The sequence below is a fragment of the Rhodococcus sp. 05-2254-5 genome (assembly GCF_002258575.1).
GTDB classification, from domain to species: Bacteria; Actinomycetota; Actinomycetes; order Mycobacteriales; family Mycobacteriaceae; genus Rhodococcoides; species Rhodococcoides fascians.
Window position 1 is genome coordinate 513,239 of record NZ_NOZG01000007.1, and the last position, 21,746, is coordinate 534,984.

The 21,746-nt window shown below is 65.9% G+C and carries 21 protein-coding genes; 11 read left to right on the plus strand and 10 right to left on the minus strand.

Annotated features, from left to right (window positions below; translation table 11 throughout):
• Positions 1 to 3: 3 nt before the first annotated feature.
• From CH278_RS07740 to CH278_RS07750, 3 genes are read right to left on the minus strand one after another with little or no spacing between them, the layout of a single operon-like run.
• The gene (locus CH278_RS07740; protein ID WP_032367522.1) at positions 4 to 1,107 is read right to left on the minus strand and encodes an AbrB family transcriptional regulator; all 1,104 of its coding nucleotides are present in this window, start codon (positions 1,105 to 1,107) and stop codon (positions 4 to 6) included.
• Positions 1,104 to 1,514: a universal stress protein gene (locus tag CH278_RS07745; protein ID WP_094621576.1), complete on the minus strand. Its 411-nt coding sequence runs from the start codon at positions 1,512 to 1,514 to the stop codon at positions 1,104 to 1,106. Before CH278_RS07745 ends, CH278_RS07740 begins: the two co-directional genes overlap by 4 nt.
• 35 nt (positions 1,515 to 1,549) lie before the next feature.
• Positions 1,550 to 2,935, minus strand: a complete 1,386-nt coding sequence (locus tag CH278_RS07750; RefSeq protein WP_032367524.1) for a CitMHS family transporter — start codon at positions 2,933 to 2,935, stop codon at positions 1,550 to 1,552.
• Between the two features lie 169 nt (positions 2,936 to 3,104).
• Between CH278_RS07750 and CH278_RS07755 the strand changes: the two genes are divergently transcribed.
• Together CH278_RS07755 and CH278_RS07760 are read left to right on the plus strand one after the other, a co-directional pair.
• The gene (locus CH278_RS07755) at positions 3,105 to 4,769 is read left to right on the plus strand and encodes a sensor histidine kinase (RefSeq protein ID WP_094621577.1); all 1,665 of its coding nucleotides are present in this window, start codon (positions 3,105 to 3,107) and stop codon (positions 4,767 to 4,769) included.
• Positions 4,766 to 5,422: a response regulator gene (locus CH278_RS07760; protein ID WP_032367526.1), complete on the plus strand. Its 657-nt coding sequence runs from the start codon at positions 4,766 to 4,768 to the stop codon at positions 5,420 to 5,422. The genes CH278_RS07755 and CH278_RS07760 overlap by 4 nt, the downstream gene beginning before the upstream one ends.
• On the opposite strand, the gene CH278_RS07765 is transcribed toward CH278_RS07760, so the two are convergent.
• A complete protein-coding gene (locus CH278_RS07765; RefSeq protein ID WP_094621578.1) occupies positions 5,405 to 6,787 on the minus strand; it encodes an MFS transporter in 1,383 nt (460 codons plus the stop codon). The genes CH278_RS07760 and CH278_RS07765 overlap by 18 nt on opposite strands.
• Positions 6,788 to 6,861: 74 nt before the next feature.
• Between CH278_RS07765 and CH278_RS07770 the strand changes: the two genes are divergently transcribed.
• Positions 6,862 to 7,386: a winged helix-turn-helix transcriptional regulator gene (locus tag CH278_RS07770; RefSeq protein ID WP_032386391.1), complete on the plus strand. Its 525-nt coding sequence runs from the start codon at positions 6,862 to 6,864 to the stop codon at positions 7,384 to 7,386.
• A gap of 10 nt (positions 7,387 to 7,396) precedes the next feature.
• On the opposite strand, the gene CH278_RS07775 is transcribed toward CH278_RS07770, so the two are convergent.
• Complete coding sequence (locus CH278_RS07775) at positions 7,397 to 7,822, minus strand: HIT family protein (RefSeq protein ID WP_094621579.1); 426 nt, start codon at positions 7,820 to 7,822, stop codon at positions 7,397 to 7,399.
• 121 nt (positions 7,823 to 7,943) lie between these two features.
• On the opposite strand from CH278_RS07775, the gene CH278_RS07780 reads away from it, so the two are divergent.
• The 5 genes from CH278_RS07780 to CH278_RS07800 all read left to right on the plus strand — a co-directional run bounded on the left by CH278_RS07780 (position 7,944) and on the right by CH278_RS07800 (position 15,013).
• On the plus strand, positions 7,944 to 9,215 hold the full coding sequence (locus CH278_RS07780; protein ID WP_094621580.1) for a bifunctional glycosyltransferase family 2/GtrA family protein: 1,272 nt from the start codon (positions 7,944 to 7,946) through the stop codon (positions 9,213 to 9,215).
• The gene (locus CH278_RS07785; RefSeq protein ID WP_094621581.1) at positions 9,212 to 11,212 is read left to right on the plus strand and encodes a glycosyltransferase family 39 protein; all 2,001 of its coding nucleotides are present in this window, start codon (positions 9,212 to 9,214) and stop codon (positions 11,210 to 11,212) included. The genes CH278_RS07780 and CH278_RS07785 overlap by 4 nt, the downstream gene beginning before the upstream one ends.
• 76 nt (positions 11,213 to 11,288) lie before the next feature.
• Positions 11,289 to 12,539, plus strand: a complete 1,251-nt coding sequence (purD, locus tag CH278_RS07790; protein WP_094621582.1) for a phosphoribosylamine--glycine ligase — start codon at positions 11,289 to 11,291, stop codon at positions 12,537 to 12,539.
• Positions 12,540 to 12,714: 175 nt separating this feature from the next.
• Positions 12,715 to 13,551: a DUF559 domain-containing protein gene (locus CH278_RS07795; RefSeq protein ID WP_094621583.1), complete on the plus strand. Its 837-nt coding sequence runs from the start codon at positions 12,715 to 12,717 to the stop codon at positions 13,549 to 13,551.
• Between the two features lie 313 nt (positions 13,552 to 13,864).
• The gene (locus CH278_RS07800) at positions 13,865 to 15,013 is read left to right on the plus strand and encodes a pyridoxal phosphate-dependent aminotransferase (RefSeq protein WP_094621584.1); all 1,149 of its coding nucleotides are present in this window, start codon (positions 13,865 to 13,867) and stop codon (positions 15,011 to 15,013) included.
• A gap of 32 nt (positions 15,014 to 15,045) precedes the next feature.
• On the opposite strand, the gene CH278_RS07805 is transcribed toward CH278_RS07800, so the two are convergent.
• The gene (locus tag CH278_RS07805) at positions 15,046 to 16,059 is read right to left on the minus strand and encodes a GntG family PLP-dependent aldolase (protein ID WP_256991757.1); all 1,014 of its coding nucleotides are present in this window, start codon (positions 16,057 to 16,059) and stop codon (positions 15,046 to 15,048) included.
• A gap of 58 nt (positions 16,060 to 16,117) precedes the next feature.
• Between CH278_RS07805 and CH278_RS07810 the strand changes: the two genes are divergently transcribed.
• Complete coding sequence (locus tag CH278_RS07810; protein ID WP_032367536.1) at positions 16,118 to 16,765, plus strand: TetR/AcrR family transcriptional regulator; 648 nt, start codon at positions 16,118 to 16,120, stop codon at positions 16,763 to 16,765.
• 26 nt (positions 16,766 to 16,791) lie between these two features.
• Here CH278_RS07810 and CH278_RS27925 read toward each other — a convergent pair whose 3' ends face one another.
• Both CH278_RS27925 and CH278_RS07815 read right to left on the minus strand, forming a co-directional pair.
• The gene (locus CH278_RS27925; protein ID WP_256991756.1) at positions 16,792 to 16,920 is read right to left on the minus strand and encodes a hypothetical protein; all 129 of its coding nucleotides are present in this window, start codon (positions 16,918 to 16,920) and stop codon (positions 16,792 to 16,794) included.
• On the minus strand, positions 16,917 to 17,567 hold the full coding sequence (locus CH278_RS07815) for a DsbA family oxidoreductase (protein ID WP_094621586.1): 651 nt from the start codon (positions 17,565 to 17,567) through the stop codon (positions 16,917 to 16,919). The genes CH278_RS27925 and CH278_RS07815 overlap by 4 nt, the downstream gene beginning before the upstream one ends.
• 116 nt (positions 17,568 to 17,683) lie before the next feature.
• Between CH278_RS07815 and purB the strand changes: the two genes are divergently transcribed.
• Positions 17,684 to 19,108: an adenylosuccinate lyase gene (gene purB, locus CH278_RS07820; protein ID WP_032367933.1), complete on the plus strand. Its 1,425-nt coding sequence runs from the start codon at positions 17,684 to 17,686 to the stop codon at positions 19,106 to 19,108.
• A 46-nt stretch (positions 19,109 to 19,154) separates the two neighbouring features.
• On the opposite strand, the gene CH278_RS07825 is transcribed toward purB, so the two are convergent.
• Complete coding sequence (locus CH278_RS07825) at positions 19,155 to 19,946, minus strand: HAD-IIA family hydrolase (RefSeq protein WP_032381794.1); 792 nt, start codon at positions 19,944 to 19,946, stop codon at positions 19,155 to 19,157.
• Positions 19,947 to 20,037: 91 nt separating this feature from the next.
• Here CH278_RS07825 and CH278_RS07830 point away from each other — a divergent pair, with 91 nt between their 5' ends.
• Entirely contained in the window at positions 20,038 to 20,463 is a 426-nt protein-coding gene (locus CH278_RS07830) for an HIT family protein (RefSeq protein ID WP_094621587.1), read from the plus strand.
• On the opposite strand, the gene CH278_RS07835 is transcribed toward CH278_RS07830, so the two are convergent.
• Positions 20,450 to 21,661, minus strand: coding sequence for an ABC transporter substrate-binding protein (locus CH278_RS07835; RefSeq protein ID WP_094621588.1), 1,212 nt, complete (start codon positions 21,659 to 21,661; stop codon positions 20,450 to 20,452). The genes CH278_RS07830 and CH278_RS07835 overlap by 14 nt on opposite strands.
• Positions 21,662 to 21,746: the final 85 nt, after the last annotated feature.

Sequence of the window (21,746 nt, forward strand, 5' to 3'; positions counted from 1 at the left end):
TGCTCACCCGGCCATGGACCGATCCTTCTTGCGTTCGGCGATCTTGGTGTACGCGGCAGCAGCGAGGGGCGCGGCCACGAGCATCGACACCAGCCGGATCACCTGAACGCAGGCGACGAACGTGACGTCAGATCCCGTCGTCGCGGACACAGCGAGCACTGCGGCGAGTCCGCCGGGCGTCGTCGCGAGATAACCGGTCAACATGCTGACTCCGGTGACGGCGGACAGCGCCCAGCCCAGGAGTGCGCAGATCAGGCCGATCGTGAGTACGAGCAGCGCGGCCCACGGGAAGATGCGTCCGATGGCCCGCAGGCTGGCGACGGTGAAGGCAAGTCCCGCTTGCCATCCGATGACGATGAACGCCAACGGCAGTAGGACTTCCGGGACGGCGATGTCGACGGGCCAGCCGAGTAGCTCGCAGGCTCCGGCGACGATCAGCGGTCCGAGCGTGGCGGGGGCGGGGAGTCGGATCGCCTTCGCGAGCAGGATTCCGACGACGACGGCACCGATCAGAAAGGCCGTGCCGATGTACCACGGTGTCGTCGACGCCTCGTCGGTACCGGACGTGCCACCGGTGTCGGTGTGAAAAGCGAAGGTGACGATCAACGGCATCGTGACGACCACCAACGCCACGCGGAGATACTGGACCACGGCGACGATGCGCTCGTCGCCGCCGAGCTCGCGGGCGACCGACACCAGACCTGTTGCGCCACCGGCAATCAGAGACAATGCTCCGGTCACCGGATCGACGTCGCGGTGCAGTGCCAGCAGAGCGCCGCAGCCGGCACTGACGATCAGGGTTGCCAACCCGACGGTGACCGCGGGAAGCCAGTTCTCTCCCAGTGCAGCGAGGGTGTCGGTGTCGAGCATGAGTCCGATCGTCACCGCCAGCGTGCCCTGCGCTGCCATGGACGCGGGACGGGGGACCGCGGCCGGACCCAACCCGGTCAATGCGAACACCACGGCGACGACGAGTGCGGCGAACAGCGACGGCGCGGTGAGGCCCAGACTCGCGAAAAGGGCCCAGCCCCCGACGGATACGGCCGCGAGGCCGATCCATCGGAGGCTGTGCCGCACTACGGTCGTCACCTTGTCGGCAACATTCACGCTCCGGACTTGACCAGTAGAACCGGAACCGGAATTTCGAGCAGCAGGCGCTGAATCGTCTGTCCCATCAGGAACTTGCCGACTGCCGAGCGGTGCCGGGAGCCGACGACGAGGATCTCGGACTTCTGCTCCTCCACCAGAGTCAGCAGAGTGTTCACGGCGTCGGGATCGGGGCGACCCACCGCCACGGTCCAGGCCACGGCCTCGGCGCTGTCGATGTCGGCCAAGGCGGTCTCTACTGAGGTGGAGACCGCAGCGGTTTCGCCTGCCTCGGCGGACGGCTCGGCCGATCCCGACAATGCGTGCAGGACGACCAGATCGGTCTCTCTGATCCGAGCTTCTCGAACGGCGGCCGCGAGTGCTGCGCGGCCCTCGGGTGAATTGTTGTGCAGTACGCCAACAGTCATGACGGTGTCTCCTTCAGGAAGGTGGGGGTGAGGGATCAGCCGAACGGAATCTGACCGAGGACGATGCCGACCGCCAGCATTGCGAGGGAGACGACCACCGCTCGCCACAACACCTTCTTGTGGTGATCGGCCAGCGAGACTCCGGCCAGGGTCACCAGCAGCAGGATGGCCGGAACCAGCGGGCTCTGCAGGTGGACGGGCTGACCGGTGATCGAGGCACGGGCCATCTCGACCGGGTCGATGCCGTACTTCTCGGCGGTCTCGGTGAGCACCGGCAAGATGCCGAAGTAGAACGCGTCGTTGGTCATGAAGAACGTCAGCGGGATGCTCAGGATGCCGGTGATGACGGCCAGGTACGGGCCCATGCCGGGCGGGATGACGTTGAGCAGCCACTCGGCCATGGCCTCGACCATGCCGGTGCCCTGGAAGACACCCGTCAGGATTGCCGCGGCGAGCACCATGGCGACGACGGAGACGATGGAGGACGAGTGCCGAGCGATCGCGTCGCCCTGCTCCTTGACCTTCGGGAAGTTGACAGTCAGCGCGATCGAGGCAGCGATCATGAACAGCACCGGGATGGGAAGAATGTCCATGACCAGGATGACGAGGAGAACGACCGTCAGAGCAGCGTTGAACCACAGCAACTTCGGGCGCAGCGTGTCGCGATTGGGGTCGAGACCGTCGAAGAACTGACCCGATTCGCCGGAGCCGTCCGATCCGCCGGTTCCCGCTCCGCCGGTTCCCTTGCCGCCGTTACGGATGCTTCCGCCGCCGCCCGAGGAAACAAGTTCGGGTTCGTAGATCAGCTTGCCGATGCGTCGACGCTCCATGATGCCGAGGTGAACGGCGAAGAGCAGCACGATGATCAGGCCGACGATCATCGACGGAACCATCGGAACGAACACGTCGGACGGGGAGATTCCCAGAGCTGACGCAGCGCGAACCGTCGGGCCGCCCCACGGGATGATGTTCATCGTGCCGTTGGCGAGTCCGGCGACGACCGTCAGAATGACCGGGCTGACACCGAGTTTCAGGTAGAGCGGCAGCAGTGCGGACGTGACGATGATGAAGGTGGTCGAGCCGTCGCCGTCGAGCGAGACGACCATGGCCAGAATGGCCGTTCCGACAACGAGTTTCATCGGGTCGTTGCGAACGACACGCAGGATGCCGCGCACCAGTGGGTCGAACAGTCCGACGTCGATCATGATTCCGAAGAAGATGATGGCGAAGAACAGCAGGGCCGCGGTGGGAGCGAGGGACTTGATGCCGTCGGTGATCATGTCACCGATGCCGAGTCCCGCGCCGGCCAGCAGACCGAAGATGACAGGGACGAGGGTGAGTGCGACGACGGGCGTGGCTCTCTTGGTCAAGATCAAGAACATGAAGGCGGCTACCATGAGGAAGCCGAGTATCACCAACATCGTGCACTCCTTCTCGAAATGTGTGAGGTGGGTCCGGTTGGACTACGTGTTGTGACTGAAGTTACGTAACCGGCATCACATGTTCGCCGTTGTGCGCACTACCCGCGCAAGCAACGTAAAGAGCCTTTTGCGCATTGTGCTCGAGCAGCTCTCGCTCTAGCCTTGGCTGGTGCGATTGAGGACTCAAGTGCTGCTGCTGCAGGCCGCGTTGGTTGCGGTGGCGCTGGCAGTGGCGTTCGGAGTATTTGCGATCAGTAGCGGCGAACAGGCCAGCGAGGAGTATGGCGAGCGGGCACTCGCGGTCGCGCGGACCGTGGCCTCCGACCCCGAGGTGCGTTCGCTCGTAGGGCAGTTCTCGGCCGCGGACACCGCCGGAACCGATGCTGCGCCGGCCGGAGTGCTGGCAGGCGGTGCGCTGCAACGGACGGGCGAAAGCGCCCGGGAGCGCACCGATGCACTGTTCGTCGTCATCACCGACGACCGGGGACTGCGCCTGGCACATCCGGATCCGACCGTCCTGGGGCAACGGGTGAGTACCGATCCGTCCGGCGCATTGGCGGGCAACGAGGTCGTCGAATCCCAACGCGGCACGCTGGGCGACTCCGTCCGTGCCAAAGTGCCCATCCTGGCTCCGGGCTCGGCAGACGTCGTGATCGGCGAAGTGAGCGTCGGAATCTCCACGACGGCAGTGCGAACCGAGCTGGTGAAGGATCTGATCAACGGCGCACTGGTCACGGGCGCAGTCCTGCTGTTGGGTGTGCTGGGCTCGATCCTGCTGGCGCGCAGGTGGAAGCGGCTGACCCTGGGCCTCGAACCCGAGGAACTCGCCGAGCTCGTGCGCGAGCAGGAGGCGGTGCTGCACGGCATCGGCGAAGGCGTGGTGGCCATCGACCCGGACGGCATCGTCACCGTCGTCAACGACGAGGCGCGCACCTTGCTCTCGATCGAGGGGAAGCCGGGAATGCGCGTGGAGGACATCGGTCTGACGCCAAGATTGCTCGAGGTCATCGAGCTGCCGACGGGCGAGCCGGTACTCGCGGCCGTCGACGAGGTCGTCGTCATCGCGGCGGCGCGAAAGGTGCTGCGTGACAATCGAGATCTGGGGACGGTACTCACCGTGCGAGATCGAACGGACGTGGAGGCACTGACGCGTCAACTCGACGCGGTGCAGTCGATGTCCGCGGTGCTGCGCGCCCAGCGACACGAGTTCGCCAACCGGATGCATCTGGTCAGTGGGCTGCTGCACGAGGGCCACCCCGATCGGGCGTCGGAGTACATCGACGAGATTCTCGGTGTCGGACCGAGATCGGAGGCGGTCGAGGGCATCGATGCGGTCTCCGACGCCTACCTACGTTCCTTCCTCACGGCCAAGGCGGCACACGCGCGCGAGAGTGGCGTGCGACTGGTGTTGGGGGAGAACACCTGGGTCGGTGGAGAACTGGTCGGACCGGTGGACGTCACCACCGTGCTGGGCAACCTGATCGACAACGCCATCGACGCAGCACGGCTCGGTGCACGTCGACCTGCCGAAGTGGAAGTGGAACTGGTGCAGGAGGATTCGACCTTGCATATCGTCGTCGTCGATTCGGGTGACGGCGTTGCGTTGGCACCCGAGCAGGTGTTCGTCGAGGGAGTCTCGACCAAGTCGACGGCGGACACGCCGGGTGGCCGAGGTGTGGGACTGGCACTGAGCCGACAGATCGCGCGAACCCGAGGCGGCGAAGTGACGTTGGCCGATGCCGGCGGGCAGATCACGGCCGACAACGATCGCGGAGGCGCAGTGTTCATCGCCTCGATTCCCGACGCACTATTGATCGAAGAGGTGACGCAATGAGAGTTCTCGTCGTCGACGACGACTTCCGGGTCGCAGATCTGCATGCGGCACTGGTGAATTCGCTCGACCAGTACGAAGTTGCCGCAGTGGCGACGAGTATCGCCCAGGCACGCGAGCTGCTGACGACACAGTCGTTCGACCTGGCACTGGTGGACGTCTATCTACCGGACGGGTCCGGTATCGACCTGGTGCGAGAGCTGCCGTGTGACGCCGTGGTGCTCTCCGCTGCTGCGGATCAGCACACGGTGCGCTCGGCGATGACCGCGGGCGCATGGACGTATCTGATCAAGCCGTTTCCACGCTCGGCGCTGGTCGATCGCCTCACCGGGTACCTCGCATACCGCGGCGCGCTCGACCGCACGGACGAACTGACTCAGGCGGACATCGACGGTGGGCTCGACGCCCTCCGCCCGCGCGCTGCGGCTCCGTTACCGGCCTCGCAGTCGGTCACCCGAGACCTGGTGCTCGACGCGGTGCGCGGAACGGCGGAGCCGATGTCGGCCGGAGAAGTTGCTGCGGCCATCGGCATTTCGCGAGCGACGGCCCAGCGGTATCTGGCCACCCTGGTGTCCAAGGGGCGGTTGCGAATGCAACTGCGGTACGGATCGACCGGGCGTCCCGAGCAGGAGTACTCGCTACCGCCGGGTGCGTGACATCGCCACGACCGCAGCTCCGACGAGCGAAATGGCCGCGGTGATCAGGGCTGCAGTGTTCCAGCCCGTGACCAGAGCGGCCGCGGGATGATCGCCGGCAGGCACGGCGACCACAGCAACCACGGTGACCCCGATCGCAGACCCGACGTAGCGCGCGGTGTTGTTGGCCCCGCTGCCCATTCCGCCGCGTCCGGGCGGGACGCTGGCCACGGCCTCGCGTCCCAGCGCGGCGTTGAGGACGCCACTGGCGACGCCTGCCACGAGCAGCCCCGGCAGCAGCCGTGGCCAGGAGGCGTCCGCGGCGAGGCCCGTCAACATCACCATGCCCACTGCCACTCCGATCAGGCCCGCGGCGAGCTGGGTGCGGCCGCTGACGGCAGCCGGAATTCGCCGAGCCAGTAGGGCGGTGACGACCGAGGTCGCAGACCACGCGAACAGCAGAACCGCTGCCCCGAGGGCATCGATGCCGAGCGCGGTACCTACGAACCCGGCCATGTACGACATGAGTGCGATGATTCCGCCGCCCGTGGCCAGGGCGGCGACCGTGGCGGCGAGAAACGGTGGATGCCGAAACAACATGAGGTCGAGCATCGGGCTCGCACTGCGCAATTCGAGCGCGACGAAGGCCAGCAGCAGGAGGGCGGCGAGAACGAACAGCACGATGGGAGTCACGGCGGTCCACCCCTGCCGTCCCTCGACCAACGCGGCCAGCAGTGCGCCGATGCCCGTGGCCAACAGCACCGCGCCGACCGGATCGAGGCCGCGCGGGGCGTCGGACATGGATTCTTCGACGCGCAGCTGCGCGACGACGGCGAGCACGAGAGTGGCGATCGCGAGGACCACGTACGCCTCACGCCAGCTGGCCCACCGGTCGAGGAGCGCGGCGAGCAGCGGGCCGAGCGCGATACCGGCCCCCACGCTGGCACCCCAAACTCCGCTGGCCTTGGCGCGCACCGGCCCGGCCGGGTGCGTGTGCGCGATGATGCCGAGGCTCGATGCGACGACCGCGGCACCGCCGAGGCCTTGCAGGATGCGGGCCAGTACGAAGATGAGGGTGTTGGGAGAGACGGCACAAACGATTGCGCCGACGGCCAGAACGACTGCTCCGAGCACGAAGGTGCGGCGACGGCCGAAGTCGTCTGCGACGGTCCCGGTGGTGAGCAACGCGGCGGCGAGACCGATGCTCATCGAGCTCAAAATCCAGGTCCGTCCCGCCGCGTCCGACATCAGGTCCAGCGCGGTGCTGTTGATCGTCGCGAGCGGAGCGGTGAACGCCATCAGCGTCAACAAGGTGCCCGATGCGGCGACGGCCAGTGCGCGGGTGCCGTTCGTGGTGCCGGCGGGCGTGGGTGCAGTGTCGGTCATCGTCGTCTCTCTGGTCTGGTGATCGAACTGTAAACGGCCAACTTGGTTCGGTCAACAGACTGTACGATCGGCGCATGGCACTCGGAACCGACTACGCCCGCCAGGACTGCCCCTTGGCCCGCGCGCTCGAACTCGTCGGCGAGCGCTGGACCATGCTCATCGTGCGCGACAGCTTCTTCGGGGTCCGACGCTTCGGCGACTTCCAGGTCCACCTCGACATTTCCAAGGCAGTCCTGGCTCAACGGCTCGGCACCCTGGTCGATGCCGGATTGCTCGACCGGCAAGCCCGAGCCCACGGCGGCGGCCACGACGACTACGTCCCGACGCACGCCCTCGAAGGACTGTGGCCGGCCGTCTACGCTCTGAGCTACTGGGGCGAGAAACAGAACCCGAAGCCCACGGGCACACGTCGCCGATTTCTGCATGCGACCTGCGGGACAGATCTGGGACCGCTCGGACTGTGCCCCGAGTGTGGCGTCGCGCCCGGCCCACGCGACATCGATACCGACATCGGACCGGGTTACGACCCGGACAACCGATCCGACGCGGTATCGACGCAGCTACGAACGCGCCGACGGCTACTGGCACCTCTGCGCTGAGCAAGGCGCATCAGTTAGGGACGTGAGCCTCGTGCCCGAGGTGGCGTAGCGCTGCTCGAAGCTTGTCGGCAGCCTCGTCCTGTGACTCCGCGGACGGGTTCGGATCCGCACCGGAGATATCGAAATTGCCCATTTCGTACGCCGGAAACACGTGCAGATGCAGGTGCGGCACCTCGAGACCGGCGATCAACAGCCCGGCCCTGGGCGCGTCGAACGCCGTCCTGACAGCCTGACCGATGATCTGCGCGACGGCAGTGATCTTGGCGAACACGGCACCGTCGACGTCCTGCCACTGATCGATCTCCTCACGCGGAACCACCAACGTGTGTCCCTGAGTGACGGGGGCAATCGTCAGAAACGCCACGACGTCGTCGTCTTGCCAGACGAACCGTCCGGGAATCTCACCTGCGATGATCTTGCTGAAAATAGAAGCCATGGGGACAGAATGCCTTATGAGCTGTGCCTCTTGGTCACTCCGCAGGCTGCGCTCCTGTCCTCCCAGGTGATTGCCAGGTTCGTCGCAGCGTGGGTCCAGCTGCACACACGAGTGTTGCCTCATGACAACGAACTACCTCGCCCGAGCAGCAGGCCACCGGCCCGGCTCGAACGCAACGGCCACGCTCGAGGTGGTCATCCCGGTGTACAACGAAGAGGAGGATCTCGAGCAGTGCATTCGTCGACTGCACGAGCATCTCGAGGAAAGGATCCCGTTTCGGTCGCGGATCACCATCGCCGACAACGCAAGTACCGACGGCACCCTCGCGGTGGCGCATCGGCTCGCCGACGAGATCGACGGAGTTCGGGTTCATCATCTCGACAAGAAGGGACGCGGGCGGGCGCTCAAAGCGGTGTGGCTCGTGTCCGACGCCGACGTCGTTGCCTACATGGATGTCGATCTGTCCACCGACCTCAACGCCCTCATGCCGCTCGTCGCTCCATTGCTGTCGGGTCACTCGGACCTCGCCATCGGTTCTCGGCTGAACCGGTCGTCCCGGGTCGTTCGCGGAGTGAAACGTGAATTGATATCGCGCAGTTACAATCTCATCCTGCGCACCTCGCTGCGCGCCCGCTTCTCCGACGCTCAGTGCGGGTTCAAGGCGATGCGCACCGATGTTGCTCGCCAGTTGCTTCCACTCGTCGAAGACACCGGATGGTTCTTCGACACCGAACTGCTCGTCATCGCCGAGAAGGTCGGCCTACGGATTCACGAGGTGCCGGTCGATTGGGTCGACGACCCCGACAGCAGCGTCCACCTCCTCGATACCGCTGTCAAGGATCTGCAGGGATGCTGGCGCGTCGGTCGTGCCCTTGCGACCGGAATGCTCCCCGTCGCCGAACTGCGTCGAAGCCTGGGACGGGAGCCGCTCGTGGCCGGTGTACCGCACGGAATGATCGGCCAGCTGGTGCGATTCGGCATCATCGGTGTCGCGAGCACCGTGGCCTACGCACTGCTGTATCTGGTGCTGCATCCCATGATCGGGGCACAGGCCGCGAACTTCGCCGGACTGCTCATCACCGCGGTACTGAACACAGCGGCCAACCGTGCCTTCACTTTCGGCGTCCGAGGGCCCGCGAGCGCGGGTAAGCACCAGCTGCAGGGTCTGGCGATCTTCGGTGTCGCGCTGCTGATGACCAGCGGCTCGCTCGCGGTACTGCACGCCTGGTCCCCGGACGTGTCGCGGCACGTCGAACTCGCCGTTCTCGTCGTCGCCAATCTCGTTGCCACCGTGTGCCGATTCGTCGCACTGCGGTGGGTCTTCCGTAATCCGGAGTCCGATCTTTCGGAGTCCGATCTTTCGGTGTCCGATCCTTTGGGGGAGAACCGATGACCACGACGATCGAACGGCCGTCCGCGGCCGCGCCGACCGAGCCGGCGACCTCCCGGCGGTGGGAACTCCTCGGGTTGACCGCTCTGCTGATCGGCACCGGCGTGGCATACATCTGGGGACTCGGTGCCTCGGGTTGGGCCAACTCCTTCTATTCCGCAGCGATACAAGCAGGTTCGGTGTCGTGGAAGGCCTTCTTCTTCGGATCCTCCGACGCGGCCAACTCCATCACCGTCGACAAGCCGCCGATGTCACTGTGGCTGATGTCGTTGTCGGTGCGGGTGTTCGGGCTCAACACCTGGGCGATGCTGGTGCCGCAGGCGCTCCTCGGAGTCGCCTCCGTTGCGCTGCTCCGAGCCGTCGTCGTCCGCCGATTCGGTGCGTCCGCCGGGCTGCTCGCCGGACTGGTGCTGGCGCTGACTCCCGTTGCCGCACTGATGTTTCGGTTCAACAATCCCGACGCGTTGCTGGGGCTACTGATGATCGCCGCCGTCTGGGCCATGTTGCGAGGCGTCGAATCGGGACAGACCAGGTGGCTGTTGATCACCGGTATGTTCGTCGGATTCGGCTTTCTCACCAAGCAGCTTCAGGTGATGCTCGTCGTACCGCCGCTGGCGTTGACGTACCTGATCGCCGGGCCGCCCAAACTCGGCACTCGAGTGCTGCAACTGTTCGCCGCACTCGGAGCCATGATCGTCTCGGCCGGCTGGTGGTTGCTGATCGTCGAATTCTGGCCGGCATCCTCGCGGCCGTGGGTCGGTGGCTCGCAGAACAACTCGATTCTGGAACTGACTCTCGGCTACAACGGGTTGGGCCGACTCAGCGGCAACGAGACAGGAAGCGTCACCCCGGGCGGTGTCGGTGGCGGCGGCGGGTCGATGTGGGGCGAGACCGGCATCCTCCGCATGTTCGACGCCTCCCAGGGCGGCCAGATCGCCTGGCTCGTACCTGCCGCATTGGTGTTGCTGGTGACGGGACTGGTGTTGCGAGGCAAAGCCCCTCGCACCGATGCGCAACGCGCGTCGCTGATCGTGTGGGGCGCATGGCTGCTCGTCACCGGTCTGACGTTCAGTTTCATGGCCGGCATCTTCCACTCGTATTACACGGTCGCACTCTCGCCTGCCGTCGCTGCGCTCGTGGGTATCGGCAGTGTGATGGTCTGGCGCGAACGACAGCGGTTGTGGGTCCGGATCGCGATGGCGCTCGCGGCGGCGTCGACCGTCGCACTGGCGTGGGTGCTGCTCGGCCGTAGCGCGAGCTTCGTGCCGTGGCTGAAGTGGGCGATCCTGGTCGTCGGTGTGGTGGCGGTGGTGGCTCTGCTGATTCCGGCGCTCACTCGCGGCAGGCTCGCCGCGGTCGCGATTCTCGCGGTGATGTTTGCCGGACTGGCCGGGCCGACGGCGTACGCGGTGGACACGATCGGCACCCCGCACACCGGATCGATCGTGTCCGCCGGGCCGAACACCGGTATGCGCGGATTCGGCGGCATGGGTGAGGGCCGGCGCGGGCAGGGTGGTCTGCCGGGTGGAATGCAGCTGCCTCCCGGTGCACAGATGCCGGCCGGAATGCAGCCACCGGCGGGACTCCCGAGTCAGGCCGGCCAGCTGCCGGGCGGTGCCGAGATGGGCGGCATGGGTGGCGGTATGGGTGGACTGCTCGAGGGCAGCACCCCGACCGCCGAGGTCACCGCAATGCTCGAACAGGACGCCGGTTCGTACACCTGGGTGGCGGCGGCCATCGGTGCCAACACCGCGGCGGGTTATCAACTGGCCACCGAGGATCCCGTCATGCCCGTGGGCGGCTTCAACGGAACCGACCCGTCGCCGACCCTCGCCGAGTTCCAGCAGTACGTGGCCGACGGCCGAATCCACTACTTCATCGGAGGCGGCGGTATGGGCGGCAGGGAGTCGGGTTCCTCGGCCGAAATCTCGGCATGGGTGACCGAGAACTTCACCGCGACCACCGTCGACAACGTCACGCTGTACGACCTGACGCAGTAATCTCGCCATCCCCGACGGGCCCCGCATCACGACAGGTGCGGGGCCCGACGGTGTCGAGCAGATAGTCTGATGCACTGTGCGCGTACTCGTCATAGGTTCCGGTGCTCGTGAGCACGCCCTTCTACTTGCGTTGAAGGCCGACCCGTCGGTCGACAAGCTGTTCGTCGCTCCCGGCAATGCGGGCACGGCCACGCTCGCCGAACAGCACGCCGTCGACGTGGCATCCGGTGAGGCGGTGACAGCACTGGCCACGAAGCTCGAGGTGGACCTCGTCGTCATCGGACCCGAGGTGCCCCTGGTTCTCGGAGTGGCCGATTCTCTGCGCGAAGCCGGCATCGCCACATTCGGCCCGTCGGCCGACGCCGCACGCATCGAAGGATCCAAGGCGTTCGCCAAAGACGTCATGGCACAGGCAGGCGTGCGAACCGCACACAGCGAAATAGTCGACTCGCCCGCACTGCTCGATGCCGCCCTCGACCGATTCGGCCCCAACTGGGTCGTCAAGGACGACGGACTCGCCGCAGGCAAAGGCGTCGTCGTCACCACCGACCGCCTCGTCGCCCGCGACCACGCCGCCGAACTCCTCGAAAACGGTCACCCGGTACTGCTCGAGTCGTTCCTCGACGGCCCCGAGGTGTCCCTGTTCTGCCTCGTCGACGGCGAGACCGTGGTGCCGCTGCTGCCCGCGCAGGACCACAAACGCGTCGGCGACGGAGATACCGGCCCCAACACCGGGGGCATGGGCGCGTACACCCCACTCCCGTGGTTGCCCGAGGGCGCGGTCGACGAGATCGTCCGTGATGTGGTGAAACCCGTTGCGGCCGAAATGGTGAAGCGTGGTGTGCCGTTCTCGGGTCTGCTGTACGCCGGTCTCGCGATGGGTGCCGACGGCCCGGCCGTCGTCGAATTCAACTGTCGCTTCGGCGATCCCGAGACACAGGCGGTGCTGGCCTTGCTGGAGTCGCCGCTCGGCGAGGCGCTGAATGCGACGGCCACCGGCACGCTGGCATCACTGCCGCCTCTGCGCTGGAAGGACGGCGCGGCGGTCACCGTCGTCATCGCCGCCGAGAACTACCCCGGTCGCCCCCGCACCGGTGACGAGATCCTCGGCTCCGAGGGCGAAGGCGTCCTGCATGCCGGCACCGCTGTGAAGGACGGCGCGGTCGTCTCCGCGGGTGGACGCGTGCTGAGCGTCGTCGGCACAGGATTCGACCTCACCGCCGCCCGAGATGACGCCTACTCCCGGATCGCCGGAATCCGATTGCCGGGCAGCCACTTCCGCACCGACATCGGCCTCGCTGCCGTGGAAGGGCGCATCTCGGCGTAGGTCGATGCACGCAAAGCAGGTATGCTGAGTGTCCACTATTTGCCGTCGTGCACGGGATCCCGAGCGTCGGGGCTGAAAGTGGACGCTGAGCCCAGTTGTCCACAGGCATTCGCGTTGTCCACATTTCTCGGATCGGGCTCCCGCGAACAGTTCTCGAGCACAAAGCTGTTCGACCATGGGGGTATTCACGAGGCAGCAACTACTCGACAGTGGCGTCAGCGCAGGGGCAATCGACTATCGGGCCAGGGTCGGCACGCTGACCCGGCTGTTGCCGGGCGTCTACTGCACAGGAGAGCCGTCGTTCCGCGACCGATGCGTCGCCGCGACGTTATGGCAACCGGATGCAGTGCTCAGCCACCTGACTGCGGCGTGGTGGTGGAACCTGATCGATGACGAACCCGAACAGGTGCACATCACCGTGCCCCGCAGCACGCGAGCGCGGTGCCCTTCGTGGCTGCGCGCGTATCGTCGAACCATTCGGGAGACGAGTTTCGTCGACACCCTCCCTGTCGTGACGATCGAGCAGTGCATCGTCGACGTGTCGGCCTCACTCGGCGGGTCAGCCCTGGAACCGTTCGTCGACGCAGCGCTCAGCGGATCCGTCAGCAAACGCGGATTGGCGGCGCAATGCGCGAAGTCGGCCGGAATGGCAGGAGTCACCGAAGCGAAGAACCAGCTGCGACAGTGCTGCCCACGCACGCTCTCCGAACCGGAACGACTGGTGGCCCGCGCACTCACCGCGGCAGGCTACTTTCTCGAGGTCAACGCGGCGGTGGGGCAGTACTTCGCCGATCTGTTGGACCGTCGAGCCCGGGTGATCATCGAAATCGACGGCCGTGAATTCCACAGCGCGCCGGAGGTGTTCACCAACGACCGAGTGCGCCAGAACGCACTGCAGCTCGACGGGTGGCTCGTGCTGCGATACTCGGCCGCGTTGGTGATGACCGACTTCGACGCCGTGGTGCGCGAAATCATCGAGACCGTGCGACGTCGCCGGAAGGCACTGAGCTGAGTGTCCACTATTTGTGGCCGGAGGCGGGATGCCGTGCCTACCGCGGAATTGTGGACAGCGAGCTCACCTGTTCGGCCGAACTGTGCTGAGTGTCCACTATTTGTGGCCGGAGGCGGGATGCCGTGCCTGGCGTGGAATTGTGGACAGCGAGCTCACCTGTTCGGCCGAACTGTGCTGAGTGTCCACTATTTGTGTTCGATGGCGGGATGCCGTGCTTGCCGTGGAATTGTGGACACCCAGCTCACCTGTTCGGCCCGCACGATCCCATGCCTGCCGCGGAATTGTGGACACTCTAGTCAGTAGTGTCGATGGAATGCACAGTGAATCGCAGCGATCGAAGGTCGAGCCGTTCCACGTGATGGATGTGTTCGCCGCGGCAGCCGAGCGGGCGCGTACTCACGGTGATGTGCTGTCGCTTGCCGCAGGTCAGCCGTCGGCCAGGGCGCCCGGGCCGGTGTTGCGCGCCACCCGAGACGCGCTGGATTCGCATCTGCTCGGGTACACCGAAACGCTGGGTATTCTGCCGCTACGGCAAGCGATCGCGGAGTATCACAGCACGCGGTACGGCATCACCGTCGAGGCGGACGATGTGGTGATCACCACCGGGTCGTCAGGCGCATTCACGTTGTTGTTCCTCGCGGCGTTCGACGCGGGGGATACCGTCGTCATGGCCAGGCCCGGGTACCCGGCATATCGAAACACGTTGGCGGCGTTGGGCTGTCGCGTCGTCGAACTGGATTGTGTGGAGGAGACACGGTTCCAGCCCACCGTCGCGATGCTCGACGAACTACCGGAGCCGCCCGCCGGGCTCATTGTCGCCAGTCCGGCCAATCCCACCGGCACGATCATCGACCCCGACGAGCTGGCCGCCATCGCGCGCTGGTGCGACGAGCACGGAACGCTGTTGATCTCCGACGAGATCTATCACGGCATCGCCTACGGCGATGCGCACACCTCCAGCGCCTGGGAGACGTCGAAGGAATCCGTGGCCATCGGGTCTGTGTCCAAGTACTTCTCGATGACGGGGTGGCGCATGGGCTGGATGCTGCTGCCGGCCCGATTGCGCAGGGCCGTCGAACGTTTGGCATCGAACATGACGGTCTGCCCGCCGGCGATCTCGCAGGTGGCAGCTGTTGCGGCATTCACCGAAGAGTCGCGCCGAGAGCTGGATTCGCATGTCGAGCGGTACGCCGTCAACCGCAGGATCCTGCTCGACGGTTTGCCTGCGTTGGGTATCACCGATCTGGCTCCGGCCGACGGTGCCTTCTACGTGTACGCCGACATCGCGCATCTCACCGACGACTCTCGTAGTTGGTGCGCCCGAGTGCTGGCCAAGACCGGTGTCGCGTTGGCACCCGGCGTCGACTTCGACACCGTCCGCGGGAACCACACGGTGCGATTCTCGTTCGCAGGCACCACGTCCGACGTCGAAGAAGCGTTGGAGCGACTACGTCGCATGTGAATGGAAACTCGTAGCAGGCTGCGAAGTGCCGCTCACATGCGGCGCAGCCGCTCCAACACCTCGTCGATGTCGGCGGCGGACACGTCGCGATGCGTCACGAAACGCACCTTGCCGGCGACGGTGACGGCAGCGATTCCCAGATCGGCCAGCTCGGTCACCGTCCTAACAGGATCGGCGACGGCGGCGAGCACGATGTTCGTCTGCGGTTCTGCGACCTCCCAGCCCCGCTCACGCAGTCCACGGGCGAGGGTCGCTGCGTTGGCGTGATCCTGCGCCAGATCCCCGATTCGATCCAACGCGACGAGCCCGGCCGCAGCCAGAACGCCACCCTGACGGACCCCGCCGCCCAACATCTTTCGCACACGCCGGGCCTCATGGATTCGCGCCGCATCGGAGACGAGCATCGAGCCGACGGGTGCACCGAGCCCCTTGCTCAGGCATACCTGCACCGTGTCTGCGCCGGCGGTCAACGACGCGATCGGAACATCCAGTGCCACAGCGGCATTCCACAACCGAGCCCCGTCGAGGTGAATTCGCAATCCCGAGTCACGTCCGGCAGCAACGAGCTCGGCCCACTCGTCCGGTCTCAGCACGGCACCGCCGGCGAAATTGTGTGTGTTCTCGAGCGAGAGCAATGTGGTCCGCAGGGCGAAGTACGGTCCGACGCCGCCGGCTGCCGCACGCACCGTCGACGCAAGGGGGCGTCCGGGGCCCCCGTCGTGGGGAAGTGCCTCGGGCATTCCGCCCGCCAACCAGGCGGCGGTGCCGAGCTCGGAGCCCAGGACGTGCGCGTGCTCGGGTGCCAGGAAACGATCGCCGCGCTGCAGATGGAGCATCAGCGCGATGATGTTGCCCATCGAACCGGACGGCACCCACAGCGCCGCCTCGAAGCCGAGCAGATCCGCCACTCTCTCCTCGAGCGCCGCCATCGTCGGATCGTGGTCGAGGACGTCGTCACCCACTTCGGCGTCGGCCATTGCTTGTCGCATGATCGAATCTGGTCGGGTGATGGTGTCGGAGCGAAGGTCGATAGGTCGATGAGCCACGAACACTGACAATTCCATAGCGCGAAAGCAGTCCGACGAACGGCTGCGAGCTGGCACGATGACTGGAATGTCCGCAGGTCCGACCGAGTCGCAGCACAAGGTGTCGGGTGCGACTCCGAAGGGAGTGCGCCGCCGCCACGCTCTGGCGTCGGCGGCTGCAGACCTGCTGGTCGAGGGTGGATTCGACGCGGTTCGGCACCGGTCGGTTGCCGCTCGCGCCGGCCTGCCGTTGGCGTCGACCACCTACTATTTCGAGTCGCTCGGCGACTTGGTGGCCGCGGCGGTCGACGTCGTCGGGACCCGCGAGATCGATGTCATGCGCGGACGTATCGACGACGAGGGCAAGTGCTCGCAGAAGATGGAGTCGACCGTCGACCTCATCGTCGATCTGCTGATCGGGCCGCAGGGTGGCCATGAGCAACTGGTCGCGAGATACGAGCGGTTCATCGCGTCGGCTCGGCATCCCGAACTGCGCGAGGTGCAGCTGAGGCTGCGTGCCCAGATCGACGACCTGCTGACCGATGTGCTGCGGCGATCGGGGCGCACGGTGCAGGAAGAGCAGCTACGACGGCTTGTGGCAGTCGTCGACGGCGCGGTGGTGGGCGCGCTCAGCGAAGTGGATCCCGATCCCCGTGAAATGGCGCGCAGCATGCTGTTGGCCGTCATCGACATCGTGGCACCGGCGGAACAGGTGTCGGCCGATTGACTCAGGCCCCCTCAGGTCGGAATCAATCAGGCCGGCGCGTTCAGCCCGAGGTCGTTCTCGCCCGAGTCTGCGTCTCGGATCGGCGGCACCTCGCACACACCGTCCTCGCAGACGGGGCCGTGGTGGTCGCCGACCATTTCCAAAGGGCCGCTCATGCGCCGGCCGCGGCCTTCTGCAGGACGTCGGCGAACACCGACGGTTCCTGTGCGCCCGACACACCGAGCCGTCCGTCGATCACGAAGAACGGCACACCGCTGATCCCGTAGGCGATGGCCTGCTCCTTGTCCGCGCGCACGGCGGGCAGGAACTCCTCGGACTTCAGCGCCTCGACCACCTCGTGACGATCGAGACCGATCTCCGCGGCCAGGTCGGCGAGGTCGTCGACGCGTCCGACGTGGCGGCCCTCCTCGAAGTAGGCCGCGAGCAGTCGTTCCTTCATCTCGACCTGCTTGCCCTTCGACTTGGCGAAGTGCAGGAGTTCGTGCGCCTTGACGGTGTTGGTGTGCTGCAAGGCGTCGAAGTCGTACGCGAGCCCCTCACCTGCGGCCAGCTCGGTCATCTGTCCCAACATCTGCGTGACCTGGGCGGCCGGCATACCTTTGTGGGAGACGAGAAAGTCGACCTCGCTGCCGTCGAAGTCGACCGGTGTGTCCGGTGCCAGCTCGAACGAGTGGAACTCCACCTCGAGCGTCCCGCCATCGGCGATGAACTCCGCAGCGCCTGCCTCGAAACGGCGCTTACCGACGAAGCACCACGGGCACGCGATATCGGACCAGATGTCGACCTTCACTGTTCGGCTCACGGCGGCTGCAACATCGGAATGCGGTGCGGTTATTCCACGCTGCGGCGAGGCTCGGTCCGACGGCCGAATTCGAGTCCGACCTCATCCGAGACCGACAACTGCGCCACGTAAGCTGGATGCTCGTGAGCATCCCGAATGTCCTGGCCACCCGTTACGCAAGCCCCGAACTGGTGGAGCTGTGGTCTCCGGAATACAAGATCACGCTCGAACGGCAATTGTGGATTGCCGTGCTGCGCGCACAGTCCTCGCTCGGAGTCGACGTGCCCAACGCGGCCATCGCCGATTACGAGGCTGTCGCCGACCAGGTCGACCTGGCCTCCATCGCCGAGCGGGAGCGCGTCACCAGGCACGACGTGAAGGCTCGCATCGAGGAGTTCAATGCCCTCGCCGGTCACGAGCACATCCACAAGGGACTCACGAGCCGCGACCTGACCGAGAACGTCGAGCAGCTGCAGATTCTGCGGTCGCTCGAGCACGTCCACACCCATGGTGTCGCCGTGGCGAAGCGGTTGGCCGAACGCGCCGCCGAATACTCCTCCCTCGTCATGGCCGGCCGAAGCCACAACGTCGCCGCCCAGGCCACCACGCTGGGCAAGCGCTTCGCGTCGGCCGCCGACGAGCTGCTGCTGGCGCTGTCCCGGCTGCAGGAACTGATCGCGCGCTACCCACTGCGCGGCATCAAGGGCCCGATGGGCACCTCGCAGGACATGCTCGATCTGTTCGGCGGTGACTCCGCGAAGCTCGTCGCGCTCGAGCGCATCGTCGCCGATCATCTCGGCTTTCGGCACACGCTCACCAGCGTCGGCCAGGTGTATCCCCGCTCGCTCGATCACGAGGTCGTGTCCGCGCTGGTCCAGGTGGGTGCCGGGCCGTCGTCGTTCGCACACACCGTCCGTCTGATGGCGGGCCACGAGCTGGTCACCGAGGGCTTCCAGCCCGGCCAGGTCGGGTCGTCGGCGATGCCGCACAAGATGAACACGCGCTCGTGCGAACGCGTCAACGGCCTGCAGGTGGTGCTTCGCGGCTACGGATCTATGGCCGCCGAGCTCGCCGGAGCTCAGTGGAACGAGGGCGACGTCTTCTGTTCCGTCGTGCGTCGCGTCGCGCTGCCCGACGCGTTCTTCGCCATCGACGGTCTCATCGAGACCTTCCTGACCGTGCTCGACGAGTTCGGGGCGTACCCCGCCGTCATCGCCAAGGAACTGGATCGCTACCTGCCGTTCCTCGCGACGACCAAGGTGCTCATGGCCGCCGTACGTGCAGGCGTCGGCCGAGAGACCGCGCACGAGGCGATCAAGGAACACGCCGTCGCCGTCGCGCTGGCCATGCGTGAGCAGGGACTCGAGCCCGACCTGCTGGATCGCCTGGCTGCCGACGACCGCCTACCGCTCGACCGCGCTGCACTCGATGCGGCGCTGGCCGACAAGACGGCCTTCGTCGGTGCAGCGGACGCACAGGTCAGTGCGGTCGTCTCGGCCGTGGAGCGGCTGATCGCGAAGTTCCCAGCCGGTGCGGCCTACAGCCCGTCGCCGATTCTCTGAGTTCTCTGTTGTGAGTGGAAACTCGTAGTGGGCTGCGAGTTTCCAGTCACATCAGGACGTCCGGCAGGTCTGCGACGGAATCGATCACGTGATCGGGTTCCATCGCGAATTCGTCGGTGATGCGTCGATCGAGCACGTCCTGACGGAACTTTCCGGTGCGCACCAGGACACCGGTCATGCCGACGACCTGGGCGGCGAGGACGTCGTTGTCGAGGTCGTCGCCGACCATGACGACGTCGTCCGGGTCGACGCCCATCCGCTCGGACGCCGTGCGGAAGCCCAGGGGAGCGGGCTTGCCGATGGCTTTCGCGGCGTGTCCGGACGCTTGCTCCATCCCGGCGAGGTACATGCCGGTGTCGATGCGCAACCCGCCACCGGTACTCCACATCAACGATCGATGCATCGCGACGACGGGAATGCCGCGACACAGCCAGTCGTAGACGCGACTGAGACGCTCGTGCGTGAATTCCGGGCCGGCACCGCCGACGACCACGACATCCGGATCCCCGGACGACTCGTCGACGAATTCGATGCCCGGCATATCGGCCGCGATCTCGCCGTTGTTGATCATGACCACCCGAGCATCCGGGTAGTTCTCGCGTAGATGATCCGCGGTGAGCGACGCGGCGGTGACGATCTCGTCGGAATGGACGTCGAGTCCGACGTCGCGCAATGCCGCCGCTATCTGCTCGCGCGTCTTCGAGGTCGTGTTGGTCAGGAACGCGCGTGCAATGTCGTTGTTGTCCAGGTACTTCAGCGTCGCGGCTGCTCCGGGTACCGCCTGCCACGACGTGACGAGTACGCCGTCGATGTCGAAGAGAACCCCGCCGATGCTCATCGGCAAACAGTAGTCGGGTCGAGTCAGTCGTGCAGTTTCAGCAGTCGCGGTGTCGTTCGTGCAGTCTGCGCTCACGCCTAGGCTCGATGCCGTGAACCCCTACACGATTTTCTCCGAGATCATTGCTGGGACCGCCGAGGCGTCGCGCGTCCACGAGGACGACACCGCGATCGCGTTCATGGACATCAGGCCTCTCACCACCGGGCACGTGCTCGTGGTGCCCAAGCAGCAGTATCGGACGCTGGCCGAGTTGCCGCCCGAGATCGGTGCGCATCTGTTCGTTATCGGGCAGAAGGTGGCTGCCGCTGTGCGAGCGAGCAATCCGCGCGTCGCCGGGGTGAACCTGTTCCTCGCCGACGGCACGGTGGCAGGTCAGGAGATCTTCCACGTGCATCTGCACGTCATCCCGCGCATGATCGGCGACGGATTCGGCCTGCGGGCTCGGCCGTCGTCGCCGCATCGATCCGAACTCGACCGACTGGCGGCGGAGATCGCGGCCGCGCTTACTCGGCAGTGACCTTCTGCGCCTTGGACAGTGCATCGGCGTAGACGTTGATGGTGTTGGTGTAGCGGCTGTAGCTCTTGTTGGCGCCGTAGTCCCACAGCACCATCTGTTGCTTCTCGACGGCGGAGATGGTGTCGAAGCCGGGGTAACGGCTCGGGATGTCGGCAAGCTTCACGTCGGATGCGTTGGCAACGTCGTGGTAGACGAACGCGACATCGGCATCGACACTCGACACGTTCTCCCAGGACACCTTCTTCCAGTAACCGTCGTCGGTGCCGTCGGGGGTGTACATCTTCAGGCCCCAGCTTTCGTAGTCGCTGAAGTCGGGATCCGCCGACGGGTCGAGTACGTAGGCGACGTCGAGGGGCCAGACTCCGACTCCGGTGAGGTCCTGACGTTCGGACGCAACCTTCTTGAAGTTGGTGACAGCAGCGTCGTAGTCGGACTTGATGTCTGCCAGCTGTGGGGTGTCGAGGTCGACGCCGAGCGACGACGCCAACCCGGCGTAGTTCTCGATGGTCTTCGCGGTCGACGTCGTGTCCAAGGTGACCCCCAGGGTGGGAGCGATCCGATCGATCGTGTCGGCCTTGGACGAATCGGCCGTCGTGGTCAACTTGCCGAACTGGCCGAATCTCGGGTTGAACTCACCGATGACGAGATCCGGGTCCAGGCTGGCGGCTTTCTCGAAATCGAAGGTGCCCCAGGTCTCGCCGACCGATTCGATGCCCGTCAGATCGGAGCAACTCAGAATCGGGCTGGTGCCCATCGGCGTTGTCGACCAGATGGCGATCGGCTTGATTCCGTACGACATCAGCGCAGCGGCGGATTCCTCGTCGGCGATGATTCTGGTCGGTTGTGCATCGAGGGACACGGTCCGTCCGCGGCCGTCGGTGTACGTGAACGGTCCGGACGCTCGGTCGACCGAATCGACGCGGTCGTTCGCACTGCACGCGGCGGGGTTCGCGTTCAGGTCGACGGTCTGGGTGCCGGCGTCGTCGCTGCCGGTGGTGTCACTGCTGCACGCGGCAGCGGCGAGAAGCACGAGAACCGCGATGCCTCCGGTGAGGGCGCGGGGTGCGGAGCCGAATCTGCCCGAAGTCGGTGTCACGTGTCTGCTTTCGTCGAGGCCGAGATGGCCGATGTCGAGTGGAGCGCCGTTCTTCCTGGTGTCGAGGTAGGGGCCGAGGGCACCCTCCTCGCGGTTGCCCACAGATGCTAGCCTCCTCAGGGTCGACTAAGCGAGGGTAGCCTTTCCTTATGGACGGGCTCTGGATATCGCCTGGTCGCGCGCATAC